General features: G+C 42.5%; 11 protein-coding genes. 10 read left to right on the top strand and 1 reads right to left on the bottom strand.

All coding sequences use genetic code 11. The features are described 5' to 3' along the window. Positions 1-74 precede the first annotated feature (74 nt). Together DXA54_RS17045 and DXA54_RS17040 are read left to right on the top strand one after the other, a co-directional pair. Complete coding sequence (locus DXA54_RS17045; RefSeq protein WP_120080141.1) at positions 75-698, top strand: carboxypeptidase-like regulatory domain-containing protein; 624 nt, start codon at positions 75-77, stop codon at positions 696-698. A 635-nt stretch (positions 699-1,333) separates the two neighbouring features. Next, the gene (locus tag DXA54_RS17040; RefSeq protein WP_120080139.1) at positions 1,334-3,679 is read left to right on the top strand and encodes a beta-galactosidase; all 2,346 of its coding nucleotides are present in this window, start codon (positions 1,334-1,336) and stop codon (positions 3,677-3,679) included. A gap of 172 nt (positions 3,680-3,851) precedes the next feature. Here DXA54_RS17040 and DXA54_RS17035 read toward each other — a convergent pair whose 3' ends face one another. Continuing rightward, positions 3,852-6,068, bottom strand: coding sequence for a patatin-like phospholipase family protein (locus DXA54_RS17035; protein WP_120080137.1), 2,217 nt, complete (start codon positions 6,066-6,068; stop codon positions 3,852-3,854). Positions 6,069-6,340: 272 nt separating this feature from the next. On the opposite strand from DXA54_RS17035, the gene DXA54_RS17030 reads away from it, so the two are divergent. The 8 genes from DXA54_RS17030 (at position 6,341) to DXA54_RS16995 (ending at position 18,624) form a co-directional block, all read left to right on the top strand. Further along, positions 6,341-7,597: an efflux RND transporter periplasmic adaptor subunit gene (locus DXA54_RS17030; RefSeq protein ID WP_004297379.1), complete on the top strand. Its 1,257-nt coding sequence runs from the start codon at positions 6,341-6,343 to the stop codon at positions 7,595-7,597. Between the two features lie 3 nt (positions 7,598-7,600). After that, the gene (locus DXA54_RS17025) at positions 7,601-10,705 is read left to right on the top strand and encodes an efflux RND transporter permease subunit (RefSeq protein WP_004297380.1); all 3,105 of its coding nucleotides are present in this window, start codon (positions 7,601-7,603) and stop codon (positions 10,703-10,705) included. Continuing rightward, positions 10,705-12,084 carry an efflux transporter outer membrane subunit gene (locus DXA54_RS17020; protein ID WP_004297381.1) on the top strand — a complete coding sequence of 460 codons (1,380 nt, stop codon included), beginning with the start codon at positions 10,705-10,707 and terminating at the stop codon, positions 12,082-12,084. The genes DXA54_RS17025 and DXA54_RS17020 overlap by 1 nt, the downstream gene beginning before the upstream one ends. 206 nt (positions 12,085-12,290) lie before the next feature. Then, positions 12,291-13,937: a diphosphate--fructose-6-phosphate 1-phosphotransferase gene (locus tag DXA54_RS17015; protein WP_004307609.1), complete on the top strand. Its 1,647-nt coding sequence runs from the start codon at positions 12,291-12,293 to the stop codon at positions 13,935-13,937. A gap of 154 nt (positions 13,938-14,091) precedes the next feature. Next, the gene (locus tag DXA54_RS17010; protein WP_004309007.1) at positions 14,092-14,985 is read left to right on the top strand and encodes a glycoside hydrolase family 25 protein; all 894 of its coding nucleotides are present in this window, start codon (positions 14,092-14,094) and stop codon (positions 14,983-14,985) included. A gap of 74 nt (positions 14,986-15,059) precedes the next feature. Beyond that, on the top strand, positions 15,060-16,403 hold the full coding sequence (gene lpdA / locus DXA54_RS17005) for a dihydrolipoyl dehydrogenase (protein ID WP_120080135.1): 1,344 nt from the start codon (positions 15,060-15,062) through the stop codon (positions 16,401-16,403). 19 nt (positions 16,404-16,422) lie between these two features. Further along, complete coding sequence (locus tag DXA54_RS17000; RefSeq protein ID WP_008999125.1) at positions 16,423-17,145, top strand: biotin/lipoate A/B protein ligase family protein; 723 nt, start codon at positions 16,423-16,425, stop codon at positions 17,143-17,145. 108 nt (positions 17,146-17,253) lie between these two features. Continuing rightward, positions 17,254-18,624, top strand: coding sequence for a dihydrolipoamide acetyltransferase family protein (locus DXA54_RS16995; RefSeq protein WP_120080133.1), 1,371 nt, complete (start codon positions 17,254-17,256; stop codon positions 18,622-18,624). Positions 18,625-18,645: the final 21 nt, after the last annotated feature.

Genomic DNA, 18,645 nt, shown 5'->3' with positions numbered 1-18,645 from the left:
CACTTGCAAATTGATTGATTCTTTGAAAAAATAGATACATGGCAAGAGAATAACCTATTTAAATAAATATAGTGATGAAAGAAGGTAAGCAAAAATGCCGAATATTGAAAGATATTCGGAGACAGATAGCGGAAGCTAATGATATCGAACTCATTACATCCGAATGTAAATATCGGGGAGATTGTTTAGGTACATGTCCAAAGTGTGAGGCTGAAGTGCATTATCTGGAACAGCAACTTCTTTTCCGTCGGAGGATGGGACTGGCTATTAAAATAGTGGGTGTTTCGCTTGGAATGTCTGCAATGGGGGCTACATCATTGAATGGGCAACAAGTGGGGGAGGATAGTTTGAAAAACGACTCTAATATACTTCCACAAGTGGAGGTTATGGGAAATCGGGTTGTCAGAAGATGTACTGTCGTGGCAGGAGGAGTTGTCATTTCAAAAAAGGTAAAGGCTGTCACTGTAAAAGGTACTGTTGTGGACAAATACGGTCATCCGATTATAGGTGCAGAAATTATTGAAAGAGGAGCCAATCATAAGACATATTCTGACCTGAATGGTAGATTCATGCTTCAAGTGTCAGGAAAAAGACTTGTTTTGGAGGTTAGTCTTTCAGGTATGAAGACGAAGGAGGTGAGGGTAAGGAAGAGGAAGGCCGGGAAAATAAAAGTTGTATTGCACAAGAATAACTTATGATAAAAAATAGACGATATGAATTCTGTATTATTGGATTTTGTTTGGAGTGGTATTCTTATAGGAGGAAGCTTTACCCAGTTCTGGTATATACCGGCTACCATTGTCATTGAAATCTTTTAAGCTATTGTTTCATCGCTGTTTCTTTGGTTATTTTTTTTATATTAAGTAGAATCGATTTAGGCTGATAAAATAATATGTCTAATAAATAAGAACTAACTAATCCTCTCTATGAATGCTGATCCTGCCGGTACTGTAAAAGGTATTTGGCAGGATTTTTATCATTGAATGGTGAATTATCGTTCAAAAACAGTTTCTTGCGTTATATTGAATGATATTTATACTGTTTTGACTGATTTGAAGACCTTTGTTCTCAAATAATGTTCCATCTTTGCAATTGTAATTTCATAGAATATAGTATCGAGAATTTTATACTGATTTGTAAAGTAACAGATTCAGATTTGATTAATTGATATGTGTGTTTATTTTTTAGTTTTCAATAGGTAATAGTTTTAGTTTTTTGGGGTAATTAAATGGGATTAGTTTTCAAATTCGCTATCGGTTTTAATGGAAACATTAACCGGTGGTGAATTTCTAAAGAGATTAATGTATCATGAAAACAATAGAATAGATTGAAAATGAAAAGACCTTTATTGTATTTGCTTATTTTGTTAGTGACTGTATTCAGCACTTCCTGTACTCAATCTTCAAAGGGAACATTTGAGGTGGGTGACAAGACTTTCTTACTTAATGGAGAGCCGTTTGTCGTAAAAGCGGCAGAGATTCATTATCCTCGTATTCCAAAAGAATATTGGGAACATCGTATTAAAATGTCTAAGGCGTTGGGTATGAATACCATTTGCCTTTATGTTTTCTGGAACTTCCATGAACCGGAAGAAGGAAAATATGATTTTACCGGGCAAAAGGATATTGCAGCATTTTGTCGTCTTGCACAGGAGAATGGTATGTACGTCATTGTGCGTCCTGGTCCTTATGTGTGTGCAGAGTGGGAGATGGGCGGATTGCCTTGGTGGTTACTGAAAAAGAAAGATATTAAGCTCCGTGAACAGGATCCGTATTATATGGAACGTGTGAAACTGTTTATGAATGAAGTTGGTAAACAACTTGCTGATCTTCAGATTAGCAAAGGTGGGAATATAATTATGGTACAAGTAGAAAATGAATATGGCTCATTTGGTATTGACAAGCCTTATATTTCTGCTATCCGTGATCTTGTGAAGCAAGCGGGATTCACAGGGGTACCTTTATTCCAGTGTGACTGGAATTCTAATTTTGAGAACAATGCTTTGGATGATCTTCTTTGGACTGTCAATTTTGGTACGGGAGCCAATATAGATCAGCAGTTTGAACGTTTGAAAGAGCTTCGTCCTGATACTCCATTGATGTGTAGTGAGTTCTGGTCCGGATGGTTCGATCATTGGGGAGCGAAGCATGAAACACGCAGTGCGGAGGATTTGGTAAAAGGAATGAAAGATATGCTCGATCGTAATATTTCATTTAGTTTATATATGACTCATGGAGGTACTAGTTTCGGACATTGGGGAGGAGCAAACTTCCCGAACTTCTCTCCGACATGTACGTCTTATGATTATGATGCACCTATCAATGAATCAGGAAAAGTCACTCCCAAATATTTTGAAGTACGTAAATTGTTAAGTAACTATTTACCTGAAGGCGAATCGTTGCCGGAAATCCCGGATTCTATTCCAACGATTACTGTTCCTTCATTTAAGTTAGATGAAGTGGCGATACTGTTTGATAATCTGCCGGAGCCAAAAATCAGTGAAAATATTCAGTCAATGGAAGCGTTTGATCAGGGTTGGGGAAGTATTCTATATCGAACTACACTTCCGGCATCTAACGAAGAGCAAGTTCTGACAATTACAGAGGCTCATGACTGGGCACAGGTTTTCCTTGATGGCAAGAAATTGGCGACGTTAAGTCGTTTGAAAGGGGAAGGGACTGTTATTCTTCCACCTGTGAAAGAAGGAGCCCAATTGGATATTCTGGTAGAAGCGATGGGCCGTATGAATTTCGGTAAAGGTATTTATGATTGGAAAGGTATTACTGAAAAGGTGGAAATTCAATCGGACGGTGCTGCTACTTCATTGAAGAATTGGAAAGTTTATAATATCCCGGTTGATTATGCTTTTGCAAAGAATAAGAAATTTGTGAAACAAGATAATCCGAAAAAAGACCCTGCATATTATCGTGGAACATTTACACTGGATAAAACCGGTGATACTTTCCTGGATATGACTAACTGGAGTAAAGGGATGGTCTGGGTGAATGGTTATGCTATTGGACGTTACTGGGAAATAGGACCACAACAAACCTTATATGTGCCGGGATGTTGGTTGAAGAAAGGTGAGAACGAAGTGATTATATTGGATATGGCTGGACCTGTACAACCGGAAACGGCAGGCTTGCAACAACCTATTCTCGATAATTTACGCGTTCATGGTGCTGCCTATGCACATCGTAAAGTAGGTGAGAACTTGGACTTGAGCGGAGAAACGCCCGTTTATAAAGGTGCTTTCAAGGCGGGTAATGGTTGGCAACATGTGAAGTTTGGAAAAGAGGTGGAAACACGTTTCTTCTGTCTGGAAGCATTGAATGCACATGATGGGAAAGATTTTGCAGCCATTGCGGAATTGGAGTTACTGGGAGCTGATGGCAAGCCCTTGTCACGCCAACATTGGAAAGTTGTTTATGCAGATAGTGAGGAAACGGAAGAAGCGAATAATATTGCAACGAATGTGTTCGACTTGCAGGAATCTACCTTTTGGCACACAAGCTATTCTTCGGCTGCCAAACATAAATTCCCGCATCAGATTGTGATTAATCTCGGTGAAGATAAGGTAGTAACCGGATTTTCATATTTGCCGAGAGCAGAAGCCGGTAAGACAGGCATGATTAAAGATTATCGGGTATATCTGAAAATGACACCCTTTAAAATCTAAAGGGAATAATAAGATAATTGTATGTCTATGATGTACACTGAAGACATTTAAGTCATAAGGTTAATTATTAAGTTTGTTCATTAAGTTATAGAGAAGTAAAAGAATAACTTTCACGTGAGTGACGGTTTTTCTTTTACTTCTCTTTTTTGCTTGACCGATATTGTCTGGGTAATTAGAAGTAATATCCTAAATTCACAAAGCAGCTTCCTTTATCCGTCTGATTGGAATATCCTAATGATATTTCCAACGGTCCGAAGATACTATCCATTCCATAGCCGGCACTGATACCGAATAATTGTTTGCCTTTCAATATATCGAAGAAATTACTATCCGTTAGTCCGTAGTTGCCTGTCAACGTGAGATAATGAATGGCTCCCATACGTTGCCTGAATTTAATAGAGGCGATCATAACGGTGTTGTCCATTAATTCCAGATTGGTAACCCCGGCAAAAGGTAATTGTTGAGGAATATAGAAACCGGGGACTTCACCACCAATGGCATTTTGTAGCGGATAAGGAAAATCCCTTCCGATCAGGATACGTCCGTAAATGGAAGGAATGATAGAGAAACGGCGGGTTACAGGAATGACGCTTGCCCACGAAGCATTCAGTGCTGAAAATGGAGCGTGTTCGTTGTATTGTGCCATATTATCCGTATAGAGTGAATAGGCGGCTCTGAAGTCACTTCCTTTAGAAGGGAAACGTCCTTTATCATAGGTATTATATTGCACTTGGGCAAAATAACTTAGAAAGTGTTCGGATTCTACTTTCAGGTCGGAAATTTCAGGTTTCTTGAACAGGAAATCCTTGTATTTGTAATATTCAAAACGAAGACCGAGTCCGAAACGGAAATTCTTGTACCATACATCAGAGAAGCCGAATTCGGCCAGATGATATTTGTAAGTTGTATTATAGGCACGGTCGCCTTCCTCATAAATATTGATATCATTGTATTGGAACATATACGAGAAGTTGAAATTACGCTGTTGCATTGGTTCCAGCGTATAGTCTATGCGGGCAGCATATCGTTTACCCAACCGACCGGTAAGAGCCAGGCGGGAAGGAATACGAGTTTTGAGGTCTGCTGTTGCATTGACCAACAAAGATGCGATCTCTTCCGAATCGAAACGGATGCCCAGGTTGATTCTTCTTTCATATTTTTCCTGTAACAGGAAGTTGAGGTGATAACCTTCAGGTGTCTCTTTCAACGTATAACTGGCACTGGAGTAGGACTGACTGCCACGTAACTGATACAGGGCCTGTTCTATTTGTTGAGTGGAAATATCGCTGTTTTCTTTCAGATTACATTTCTTCATCAACCATTTTTTATCATCCACCTCTACACCGGAAAATGAGATGTCCGTCACATAAACCGTACGCGCATTAGAAAGAGAAGAATAAGGACCATGTTGTTTCGGGGTATAATCTTCGGCTATTCCTATTTTCTTTTTCACAGCAAGCAATGAACCCCATTGGGCTTTTGCTGCTTCTTCGCCTCTACGCATCAGGGTATCAATGGCGGCTGGAGTAAAACTGGCGGATGAATATCCATCTACATTGACACGAATATAGGTATCTGTGAGGTCTACATCTTTTTCATGGTTAGACTGACAGGTGATATCTACAATCTGCCCCAGAATGTCGGGTACACTATTGAGCTTGTCGGCTTTCTTAAGAGCATTCTGTACGTCTACCCCGATAATAATATCGGCTCCCATTGCTTTCACTACATCCGCCGGATAGTTGTTTACAATACCACCGTCCACTAATACCATACTGTCTTGCCGTACCGGAGTAAATACACCGGGGATAGCCATACTGGCACGCATGGCAGTAGAGAGTATTCCGTCATGGAATACAATTTGTTCTCCATTAACAACATTGGCTGCTACACAGGCAAAAGGAATGGGAAGTTTATTAAAGTCGATAGAGTCATGATACCCTACGGTAAGGTCTGAAAATAGATTAGCCAGATTCTGTCCTTTCATGATTCCTCCGGTAGCGGCATCTTTGGGAGTTTTGGTGAAAGGAATAGAGACTGTATATTTTTCAGATCGCTCACGATCTGTTAATGACATGGCACTTCTTTTGATACGGTCACTCAATAGGAATGTCCAATCTTGTTTTCGTACCATGCTATCCAATTGTTCCGGAGTATAACCGATGGCATAAAGACCGCCTACGATAGCTCCCATGCTGGTGCCGGCTATATAATCAATAGGAATTCCGGCTTCTTCGATCACTTGCAGTGCTTTGATGTGTGCCATTCCTTTAGCACCGCCGCCGCTTAGAACGACACCTACCTTTTTTCTTTGTTCCTGAGAATGCAAAGAAAAAGGCAATAAGATGCCAATTGATAAAACTAATGTTGAAAAGATTTGTTTTTTCATTAGGACATGGTCTAGTGTTGATGTTTAATATAATACAAATGTAGAGCATAATTTGTTTAGTTGTTGAAATGGGAATTAAAAAAAATGTTCCAAAAGTCGGAAATGTGGATAATTTCTACATTTTATCTGGTGGATTCTACATTTCTACATTTCTTAAGACAAAATATAATAGACTGAATACCAGTAAATAATAGGTGTAATGAATTTTGGCATACTAATTGCAAGAAAGAGTATAGAACAAACATAAGTTAAATTAAATAATAAGATTCGATATGAGATTATTCTTTTCGAAACATGAGTTGAAACTGAGGAGAAAGAGAACCATTGCTGCTATTATATGTGTGGTACTTGTGTTGGGTGTGTATTGGATACTGACCCGACCTCAGAAGGCTGCGCCGGAAATGCCGACAGTCATTGTAGAACCGGTAGTGAAAGATGATGTAGAGATATACGGGGAGTATGTAGGGCGTATTCGTGCCCAACAGTTCGTCGAAGTTCGTGCCCGGGTGGAAGGCTATCTGGAAAATATGCTTTTTGCCGAAGGTACATATGTCAATAAGAATCAGGTTTTGTTTGTCATTAATCAGGACCAGTATCGTGCCAAAGCTGATAAGGCCAGAGCGCAGTTGAAAAAAGACGAAGCGCAGGCTTTGAAGGCGGAGCGTGATTTAAAACGTATCCGTCCGTTGTTTGAGCAGAATGCTGCAAGCCAGTTGGATTTGGATAATGCGGAAGCTGCTTATGAAAGTGCTGAGGCAACGGTAGCCATGAGTGAGGCGGATTTGGCACAGGCTGAATTGGAGCTGGGCTACACCATTGTCCGTTCGCCTTTGTCGGGACACATTAGTGAAAGAAATGTGGATTTGGGTACGTTAGTGGGACCCGGGGGAAAATCATTGCTTGCTACTATTGTGAAGAGTGATACGGTGTTGGTTGATTTTAGTATGACGGCACTCGATTATCTGAAGAGTAAAGAAAGAAATATTAATTTGGGACAGCAGGATTCTACCCGTTCCTGGCAGCCCAATATTACCATAACATTGGCAGATAACACAGTCTATCCATTCAAAGGATACGTGGATTTTGCCGAACCCCAGGTGGATCCTCAAACCGGTACTTTCTCTGTACGTGCAGAAATGCCTAATCCGAAACAAGTATTGTTGCCGGGACAGTTTACAAAGGTGAAATTGTTGCTGGATGTTCGTGAAGGAGCGCTCGTTGTTCCAATGAAAGCCGTTACCATCGAAAAGGGTGGAGCATATATTTATACCATGCGCAGAGATAATGCAGTAGAGAAACGTTTTATCGAATTAGGACCGGAAGTCGGGAATAATGTGGTGGTAGAAAGAGGATTGGCAGAAGGAGAAATGGTAGTTGTAGAAGGGTTCCATAAGTTGACTCCGGGTATGAAAGTACGGGTGAGCCAACCGGATGCAGAAGCCCAGGATAGTATAACTGCGACAAAAAATGAAGTGGCCGGGGCGAAAGAAAATGTTACCGGAACGAAGGATAACGCGAAAGGAGAATAAACGATGAAAGTTACTTTTTTTATAGATAGGCCGGTCTTTTCGGCTGTAATCTCCATCGTGATTGTGATTGTCGGCATTATTGGTCTGACGATGCTTCCGGTGGATCAATACCCGCAGATTACTCCTCCGGTGGTGAAGATTAGTGCTTCTTATCCGGGTGCGAGTGCACTTACTGTATCACAGGCAGTAGCTACTCCGATTGAGCAGGAAATCAATGGTACTCCGGGGATGCTTTATATGGAATCAAATAGTTCTAACTCCGGAGGTTTTTCGGCAACAGTTACTTTTGATGTATCTGCTGATCCGGATTTGGCAGCTGTTGAGATTCAGAATCGTGTGAAACTGGCAGAATCCCGTTTGCCGGCGGAAGTGATTCAGAATGGTATTTCGGTAGAAAAACAGGCTCCCAGTCAGTTGATGACGCTTTGTTTGACTTCTACCGACCCAAAGTTCGATGAGATTTACTTGAGTAACTTTGCTACCATCAATGTGCTCGATGTGATTCGCCGTATTCCCGGAGTGGGACGTGTATCCAATATCGGTAGCCGTTATTATGCCATGCAGATATGGGCGCAGCCGGATAAGCTGGCAAACTTCGGACTGACCGTACAGGATTTGCAGAATGCATTGAAAGATCAGAATCGTGAATCAGCAGCGGGTGTGCTGGGACAACAGCCTGTACAAGGATTGGATATCACGATTCCTATCACGACACAGGGACGTCTTTCCACTGTAGGACAATTTGAAGATATCGTAGTACGTGCCAATGCGAATGGTTCTATCATTCGATTGAAAGATGTGGCACGTGTATCGCTGGAAGCTTCTTCGTATAATACAGAGAGTGGTATCAACGGTGAAAATGCTGCCGTGCTTGGTATTTATATGTTACCGGGTGCTAATGCGATGGAAGTGGCCGAGAGAGTAAAAGAGGCAATGGATGAGATTAGTAAGAACTTTCCGGAGGGATTGAGCTATGAGATTCCGTTCGATATGACGACTTATATTTCCGAATCTATCCATGAAGTATATAAGACGTTGTTTGAAGCGTTGGTATTGGTGGTTCTGGTAGTTTATTTATCCTTGCAGAGCTGGCGTGCAACGTTGATTCCGGTAGTGGCGGTGCCTATTTCATTGATCGGTACTTTCGGATTCATGTTGATTTTCGGTTTCTCATTGAATATCCTGACATTGCTCGGATTGATCCTTGCGATCGGTATTGTGGTGGATGATGCGATTGTGGTGGTGGAAGGTGTGGAACATATCATGGAAACGGAGCACCTAAGTCCTTATGAAGCTACGAAAAAAGCGATGAACGGACTTGCCAGTGCTTTGATTGCCACTTCGCTGGTATTGGCGGCTGTGTTCGTCCCGGTTAGCTTTTTAAGTGGGATTACAGGACAGTTGTATCGCCAGTTTACGGTGACAATTGTAGTATCCGTGCTTATTTCTACGGTCGTGGCTCTGACATTGAGTCCGGTGATGTGTTCGCTGATTCTGAAACCGGATAGCGGGAAGAAAAAGAATATCGTTTTCCGGAAGATTAATGAATGGCTGGGTATCGGTAGTAATAAGTATGTAGCTGCCGTAACTCGTACAATTAAGCATCCTCGTCGAGTTTTGAGTGCTTTTGGTATGGTGTTGATTGCTATCATGTTGATTCATCGCATTATTCCGACCAGTTTCTTACCTGTGGAAGATCAGGGATATTTCAAGATTGAATTGGAACTGCCGGAAGGAGCTACTCTGGAACGTACCCGTATCGTGACAGAGCGTGCCATTGCTTATCTGGAAAAGAACCCGTACATTGAGTATATACAGAATGTAACGGGAAGTAGTCCGCGTGTCGGAAGTAACCAGGGACGTGCAGAACTGACGGTGATCCTGAAACCTTGGGAGGAACGGAAGAGTACCACTATTGAAAAGATCATGCATACGGTAGAGAAACATCTTGAGGAATATCCGGAATGTAAAGTCTATCTGTCCACTCCTCCGGTTATTCCGGGGCTCGGTAGTTCGGGAGGTTTTGAGATGCAGCTGGAAGCTCGTGGAGAAGCCACTTTTGATAATTTGGTAGACGCGACAGATACATTAATGTACTACGCATCCAAACGCAAAGAGTTGGCGGGCTTGTCATCTTCTTTGCAGTCGGAAATCCCACAACTCTATTTTGATGTGGATCGAGACAAAGTGAAGATGCTGGGTGTACCTTTGGCTGATGTGTTTTCTACCATGAAGGCTTATACCGGTTCGGTGTATGTGAACGACTTTAATATGTTCAACCGTATATATAAGGTTTATATTCAGGCAGAAGCTCCTTATCGCGAACACAAAGACAATATTAATTTGTTTTTTGTGAAAGCCTCCAATGGAGCGATGGTACCATTGACTTCTCTGGGAAATGCATCATATACCACAGGACCGGGAAGTATCAAACGTTTCAATATGTTTACTACGGCCGTTATTCGTGGAGCAGCTGCGCAAGGATATAGTTCCGGACAGGCGATGGAGATCATGGAACAGATTGCCCGCGATCATCTTCCCGATAATATCGGACTGGAATGGAGCGGCCTTTCCTATCAGGAGAAGCAGGCGGGAGGTCAGACGGGTATGGTGATGGCACTGGTGTTCTTGTTCGTTTTCCTCTTCCTTGCTGCACAATACGAAAGTTGGACAGTGCCTATTGCTGTGTTGCTTTCTTTACCTGTGGCTGCTTTGGGAGCTTATTTAGGAGTCTGGGTTTGCGGATTGGAAAACGATGTCTATTTCCAGATTGGCTTGGTTATGTTGGTCGGACTTGCCGCTAAGAATGCAATTTTGATTGTAGAGTTCGCAAAGGTGCAGGTAGATAAAGGTGAAGACTTGGTGCAATCGGCCATATACGCAGCCAAATTGCGTTTCCGTCCGATTCTGATGACCTCTCTTGCCTTTGTGCTCGGTATGCTTCCGATGGTACTGGCAAGTGGTCCGGGTTCGGCAAGCCGGCAGGCAATCGGTACAGGTGTATTTTTCGGAATGATATTTGCCATCGTATTTGGTATCATTCTTGTGCCGTTCTTCTTTGTGATGGTGTATAAAACAAAGTCGAAAATCTTAAAACATAAGAAATAATGAAACGAAAGAAACTATATATTGCTATCCTGTTACTTGCCGGAGTACTGACTTCCTGCAAGGTAGGGAAAAGCTATGTCCGTCCTGATCTTCATTTACCCGACAGTTTGGAAAGATCACAGGATTCGGTCAGCTTCGGTGACCAGGACTGGAGGGATATTTATACGGATGCTACATTGAGAAGTCTGATAGAGCGTGCACTGGATCATAATAAAGATATGCTGATTGCTGCTGCCCGTGTGAAAGAAATGGCTGCACAGAAACGAATTTCTACGGCTGCATTGCTTCCGGATATTAAAGGAAAAGTGACAGGGGAACGCGAACTCGAGAATCATGGAGGAGATGCTTTCAAGAGATCGGATACCTTTGAAGCACAATTCCTCGTTTCGTGGGAAGTCGATCTTTGGGGAAATCTGCGTTGGGCGCGTTCGGCCAGCATTGCCGAGTATCTGCAATCTATTGAAGCACAACGTGCATTGCAGATGACGATTGTGGCTGAAGTGGCACAGGCTTACTATGAACTGGTAGCTTTGGATACAGAGCTTGATATTGTCAAACAGACATTGAAAGCCCGTGAAGAAGGGGTGCGCCTGGCGCGTATCCGGTTTGCCGGTGGATTGACTTCCGAGACTTCCTATCGACAGGCACAAGTGGAGTTGGCACGTACGGCCACTCTGGTTCCTGACCTGGAACGTAAAATCTCTCTGAAAGAAAACGATATTGCTTATCTTGCGGGTGAATATCCTAATAAGATAGCCCGTTCCCGTTTGCTTCAGGAGTTTAACTCTCCGGAAACACTTCCTGTAGGGTTGCCGTCTACTTTGTTGGAACGCCGTCCCGACATTCGTCAGGCAGAGCAGAAATTGATTGCTGCCAATGCAAAAGTAGGAGTGGCCTATACGAATATGTTCCCACGTCTTGCCCTGACAGGCGGTTTCGGTAGTGAAAGTACTTCTTTGTCGGAACTTCTAAAATCTCCCTATGCAGTGATGGAAGGAGCTTTATTAACTCCTATCTTTGGTTGGGGAAAGAACCGTGCGGCATTGAAAGCGAAAAAGGCTGCTTATGAGGCTGAAGTACATAGTTATGAGAAATCCGTACTGGAAGCTTTCAAGGAAACACGTAATGCGATTGTCAACTTCAACAAGATCAAGGAAGTGTACGAACTTCGTGCCAATCTGGAACGTTCAGCCAAGAGCTACATGGACCTGGCACAATTGCAGTACATCAATGGAGTCATCAACTATCTGGATGTGTTGGATGCCCAACGTGGATACTTTGATGCCCAAATCGGATTGAGTAATGCCATTCGTGACGAGTTGATTGCGGTGGTTCAACTTTATAAGGCTCTTGGCGGAGGCTGGGAGCAGAATCCCTAGAATTATATTATAAATTAGCTCGCTGAAGAAAACGTAAAGGCTATCTCCTACGTCGGGAGATAGCCTTAATTTTTCTTTCTTCTTTCTTTTGTCTTAAAAACAACAGAAGAAGAATTTTTATAATTCGGAAAAAAATGCGAAATTTGCAACGCTTTTCAAGTTTGACAAGAAACTTACTAACACCTTTAAATAAAAAATTAAAGAAAATGACTAAAAGTGCATTGCAAATCGCAAGGGCTGCTTACCAGCCCAAACTTCCGAAAGCATTGGCATCAGGAGCTGTTAAGGCTGTAGCAGGTGCTGCTACTCAATCTGTAGCCGATCAGGAAGCTATCAAAGCATTATTCCCGAATACGTATGGAATGCCGTTGATTACATTCGAAGCTGGTGAAGCTGTTGCTCTTCCCGCTATGAACGTAGGTGTAATTCTTTCCGGTGGTCAGGCTCCGGGCGGACACAATGTAATCTCCGGTTTGTTCGATGGTATCAAGAAATTGAACCCGGAAAACAAATTATATGGTTTTATTCTGGGTCCTGGTGGTCTGGTAGATCACAACTATATGGAACTGACTGCTGATATCATCGACGAATACCGTAACACAGGTGGTTTCGATATCATCGGTTCCGGACGTACGAAGCTGGAAGCTGAAAGCCAGTTTGAAAAAGGACTTGAAATCATCAAACAACTGGGCATCAAGGCACTGGTTATTATTGGTGGTGACGACTCTAATACAAATGCTTGTGTATTGGCTGAATACTATGCTGCTAAGAAGTATGGTGTACAGGTAATCGGTTGCCCGAAAACAATCGACGGTGACTTGAAGAACGATATGATTGAAACTTCTTTCGGTTTCGATACAGCTTGTAAGACTTATGCTGAAGTAATCGGTAACATCCAACGTGACTGTAACTCTGCACGTAAATACTGGCACTTCATCAAATTGATGGGTCGTTCGGCTTCTCACATCGCACTGGAATGTGCTTTGCAAGTACAGCCTAACGTATGTATCATTTCAGAAGAAGTGGAAGCAAAAGATATGTCTTTGGACGATGTAGTAACATCTATCGCTAAAGTGGTAGCAGACCGTGCAGCACAAGGACACAACTTCGGTACAGTTTTGATTCCGGAAGGATTGGTAGAGTTCATTCCTGCCATGAAACGTCTGATTGCTGAATTGAATGACTTCCTGGCTGCTAATGCTGAAGAATTCGGTCAGATTAAGAAATCTCACCAACGTGATTATATCATCCGCAAACTTTCTCCGGAAAACTCTGCTATTTATGCTAGTCTGCCGGAAGGTGTTGCCCGTCAGTTGACTTTGGATCGTGACCCGCACGGAAACGTTCAGGTTTCATTGATCGAAACTGAAAAACTGTTGTCTGAAATGGTAGCTACTAAGTTGGCTGCATGGAAAGAAGAAGGCAAGTATGTTGGTAAATTTGCTGCTCAACACCACTTCTTCGGTTATGAAGGACGTTGTGCTGCTCCGTCAAACTTTGACGCTGACTATTGCTACTCTTTGGGTTACACAGCTTCTATGTTGATTGCTAACGGTAAGACTGGTTATATGTCTTCTGTACGTAACACAACAGCTCCTGCTGCTGAATGGATTGCTGGTGGTGTGCCTATTACTATGATGATGAATATGGAACGTCGTCACGGTGAAATGAAGCCGGTTATCCAGAAAGCATTGGTAAAACTGGATGGTGCTCCTTTCAAAGCATTTGCTTCACAACGCGAACGTTGGGCTATCGAAACGGATTATGTATATCCGGGTCCGATCCAATACTTCGGTCCTACAGAAGTTTGCGACCAGGCAACTAAGACTTTGCAACTGGAACAAGCTAAATAAATACACTTCAAAGTAGTTGTTAATACAACAGCTGCAATGAAGGGTTCTTTCAGGCACGGATTACGCGGATTAATACGGTTTTTAGTTATTTCTTATAACCCTGTATTCCGTGTAATCCGTGCCTATCTCTAAAAACATTGATCGTTTAAAGTAAATGCCGCAACGCAACAACCCGATGTCTGCCGTACAGAAGAAAAGAACTGTTTCCACTACCAAAAGAAAGGGAACGACTTCTTCTTCCAAGACTTCCCGTACCTCAAAAAAGGAACAGGTGAAGCATCGAACTGTGATGCCTACCTGGCTTCGTAATATTCTGGCAGTGATAATTGTCGGTTGTTTCTCCGTCGCTTTCTATTATTTCTTTATCCGCCCTTATGCTTATCGATGGAAACCTTGCCATGGCTTAAAGGAATATGGTGTCTGCATCCCTGACGGATATGATATTCATGGTATTGACATTTCTCACTATCAGGGAAAGATTGACTGGAAGAAGCTGTTGCAGAATAAAGAGACGGCTACTCCTTTGCATTTTGTCTTTATGAAGGCAACAGAAGGAGGAGATCATAACGATACCACATTTGAGGCAAATTTTGCCAATGCCCGTAATCATGGATTTATCCGTGGCGCTTATCATTTTTATATTCCAAGCACGGATGCTTTGAAACAGGCGGACTTCTTTATTCGCACGGTAAAACTTGTTTCCGGTGATTTACCTCCCGTACTTGATGTAGAAGTGACCGGGCGGAAGGAAAAAAAGGAATTACAGCAAGGCATCAAACGCTGGCTCGACCGGGTGGAATCTCATTATGGAGTGAAGCCTATTCTTTATACCTCTTATAAATTTAAAACCCGTTATCTGGACGACTCTATCTTCAATGCATACCCTTACTGGATTGCCCATTATTATGTGGACTCTGTGCGGTATCAGGGAAAATGGCACTTTTGGCAACATACGGATGTAGGAAGTGTCCCCGGCATTAAAGAAGACGTAGATTTGAATGTGTTCAATGGCTCGTTAGAGGAACTTAAAAAGTTGACAATTAAGTAACGGGTATTTCTTTTCCCTACAACTTATCTCTTCTCATATTTGTTATAATCGTATTATTACTAAAAAATACGATTATGAACTTTGATATAGCTATTATTGGTGGTGGTCCGGCCGGGTACACAGCTGCCGAACGGGCAGGGGCCAACGGATTAAAGGCCGTTCTTTTTGAGAAAAAGGCAATGGGGGGAGTATGTCTCAATGAGGGGTGTATTCCTACTAAAACTTTGTTATATTCTGCTAAAATACTGGATAGCATCAAGAGTGCTTCCAAATACGGCGTTTCTGCCGAATCTCCTTCGTTCGATTTATCCAAGATTATGAGCCGTAAAGATAAAACAGTAAAAATGTTGACGGGCGGTGTGAAGATGACTGTGAGTTCTTACGGAGTGACTATTATAGAAAAGGAAGCTCTGATAGAAGGAGAGAAAGAGGGGAAAATACAAATCACTTGTGACGGAGAAACCTATTCCGTGAAATATTTGCTGGTATGTACCGGCTCTGATACAGTGATTCCTCCCATACCGGGGCTGTCAGAAATCAGCTATTGGACTTCCAAGGAGGCCTTGGAGATAAAGGAACTCCCTAAGACACTGGTCATTATTGGTGGCGGAGTGATCGGGATGGAGTTTGCTTCTTTCTTCAACAGTATGGGCGTGAAAGTACATGTGGTAGAAATGATGCCGGAGATTCTGGGAGCGATGGATAAGGAAACCAGTGGTATGCTTCGTGCCGAATATGCCAAACGGGGAGTCACTTTCTATTTGAATACGAAAGTGGTGGAAGTAAATCCTCATGGAGTTGTGATAGAAAAAGAAGGCAAGATGTCTGCTATTGAAGCGGAGAAGATCTTGCTTAGTGTAGGACGTAAGGCAAATCTATCCAAGGTGGGACTGGACAAGCTGAATATAGAACTGCATCGGAATGGAGTGAAAGTAGACGAACATCTGTTGACTTCGCATCCTCGTGTATATGCGTGTGGTGATATTACAGGCTACTCTTTATTGGCGCATACTGCTATCCGTGAAGCGGAAGTCGCCATCAATCATATTTTAGGAGTGGAAGACCGGATGAATTACGATTGTGTTCCGGGAGTCGTTTATACCAACCCTGAAGTGGCGGGAGTGGGAAAGACGGAAGAAGAATTGGTAAAATCAGGAATTCCTTACCGTATTTCGAAATTACCGATGGCTTATTCCGGACGCTTCGTTGCGGAGAATGAACAGGGAAACGGACTCTGTAAGCTGATTCAGGATGAAGATGGGAAGATTATCGGTTGTCACATGTTGGGAAATCCTGCATCAGAACTTATTGTGATAGTAGGTATTGCTATTCAGAGAGGGTACACGGTGGAGGAATTCCAGAAGACTGTGTTTCCACATCCTACGGTTGGAGAGATCTATCACGAAATTATGTTTTAACTCTTATTCCGCTTGATCTATGATTCGATGTATCTATAGTCCGTTTACTGATATTTACTTTCACTTGGCAGCAGAAGAGTATCTGTTGAAGCAGGGAAATGAAGATATTTTCATGCTTTGGCAGGATACTCCTTCTGTGGTAATAGGTAAGCATCAGCGGTTGCGGTCGGAAGTCGATAAGAAATGGGCGGAACAGGAACGAGTACATATTGCCCGTCGTTTTTCGGGTGGGGGAGCGGTGTACCATGATTTGGGCAATATCAATCTGACTTTTATAGAAACGGCTCCCCGATTGCCGGAATTTGTTACGTACTTGCAACGGACATTGGATTTCCTGAACTCTATAGGCCTGATGGCAAAAGGAGGCGAACGACTGGGGATTTATCTGAATGGATTGAAAATATCAGGGAGTGCGCAATGCGTACATAAGAATCGGGTGTTGTATCATTGCACTTTATTGTATGATACGGATCTGACAGCATTGCATAAAGCTTTGAATCCGGAACCGATGGTTGATGATGAAACTTTATCGTCAGTATATGCCGTTCCTTCCGTTCGGAGTGAGGTAACCAATATTCGGAGTTATTTACCGGAGGGAACTGTAACTGATTTTAAAGAGAAGGCTTTTCAGTATTTCAGTAAGTCCCAATCTGTCAGTGCTTTTACCGGGAAGGAAATAGAGGCTGTTAATCAGCTCCGGGAAGGGAAATATATTCAGAAAGAGTGGATATATAGTCGTTGATGTCCGGGCTGGCTTTGTCAGCATCCGGTTAAAATTTACTTAACTTAAAACTTTCTATTTCAGCCCGTTGTTGTAATATATCAAGGTTGAATAATAAATTTACTGTCTATGTCAAAATTCGAAATAAAAATGCCTAAGTTGGGCGAGAGTATAACCGAAGGGACAATCGTCTCTTGGTCTGTAAAGGTAGGTGATATGATTCAGGAAGACGATGTGCTTTTTGAAGTGAATACTGCCAAAGTAAGTGCGGAGATCCCTTCTCCCGTAGCGGGAAAAGTGGTGGAGATTTTATATAAGGAGGGCGATACGGTTACTGTAGGAACAGTAGTCGCTATAATTGATTTGGATGGAGAAGAATCTTCAGGAACGGAGCCGGTAAGCGAAGGAGTTGTAAGAGAGGAAGCCGATGCTGGTCAGGTTGCTGCAAATGTTTCTGAAACATCACCATCATCACCATCATCAGCGGAAACTGCTAAAAACGAATCAGCGAATACTGCATCGAAACCTGTTGTTGCAGAGGAAGAACGTTGGTACTCTCCTGTTGTGATTCAGTTGGCGCGGGAAGCTAAAATTCCGAAAGAAGAGCTGGATGCTATACAAGGAACTGGTTATGAAGGGCGATTGAGTAAGAAAGATATAAAAGATTATATTGAAAAGAAGAAAAGAGGAGGTAGTGTTGAACCGAAGCCGGCATCTGTTGTTGCTGCTCCGGCCGCAAGCAAACCATCAGTTGCTGTTTCTTCTGAACAGGCAAGTCCGAAGGTTGCTCCTGTAGCAATGCCTGGAGTCGAAGTAAAAGAGATGGATCGTGTCCGCCGGATTATTGCCGACCACATGGTTATGTCTAAGAAAGTATCTCCTCACGTGACCAATGTAGTAGAAGTAGACGTTACCAAATTGGTACGTTGGCGTGAAAAGAATAAAGACGCTTTCTTCCGTAGCGAAGGAGTGAAACTGACTTATATGCCTGTGATAACGGAAGCCGTGGCAAAAGCATTGGCTGCCTATCCACAGGTGAATGTATCGGTAGATGGATACAATATTCTTTTCAAAAAGCATATTAATGTCGGTATTGCCGTCTCTTTGAATGATGGAAATCTGATTGTTCCTGTGGTGCATGATGCCGATCATCTGAATCTGAACGGGTTGGCTGTTGCCATCGATTCTCTGGCCTTGAAAGCAAGGGATAACAAATTAATGCCGGAAGATATTGATGGGGGTACATTTACGATAACCAATTTTGGTACATTCAAGAGCCTGTTCGGTACGCCAATCATTAATCAGCCGCAAGTTGCTATCTTGGGAGTAGGGTATATTGAGAAGAAACCTGCTGTTGTAGAAACTCCGGAGGGTGATACGATTGCAATCCGGCATAAAATGTACTTGTCTTTGTCTTACGATCATCGGGTAGTAGACGGAATGTTGGGAGGTAACTTCCTGCATTTTATAGCCGACTATCTCGAAAATTGGAAAGGCTGATAACTGATTGTTTCATTCATT

Origin of the sequence: Bacteroides sp. OF03-11BH (assembly GCF_003604005.1) — a bacterium.
Classification (GTDB): Bacteria; Bacteroidota; Bacteroidia; order Bacteroidales; family Bacteroidaceae; genus Bacteroides; species Bacteroides ovatus.
Note: the sequence above shows the minus strand (reverse complement) of the source record. Positions and strands in the feature narration are given on the sequence as shown.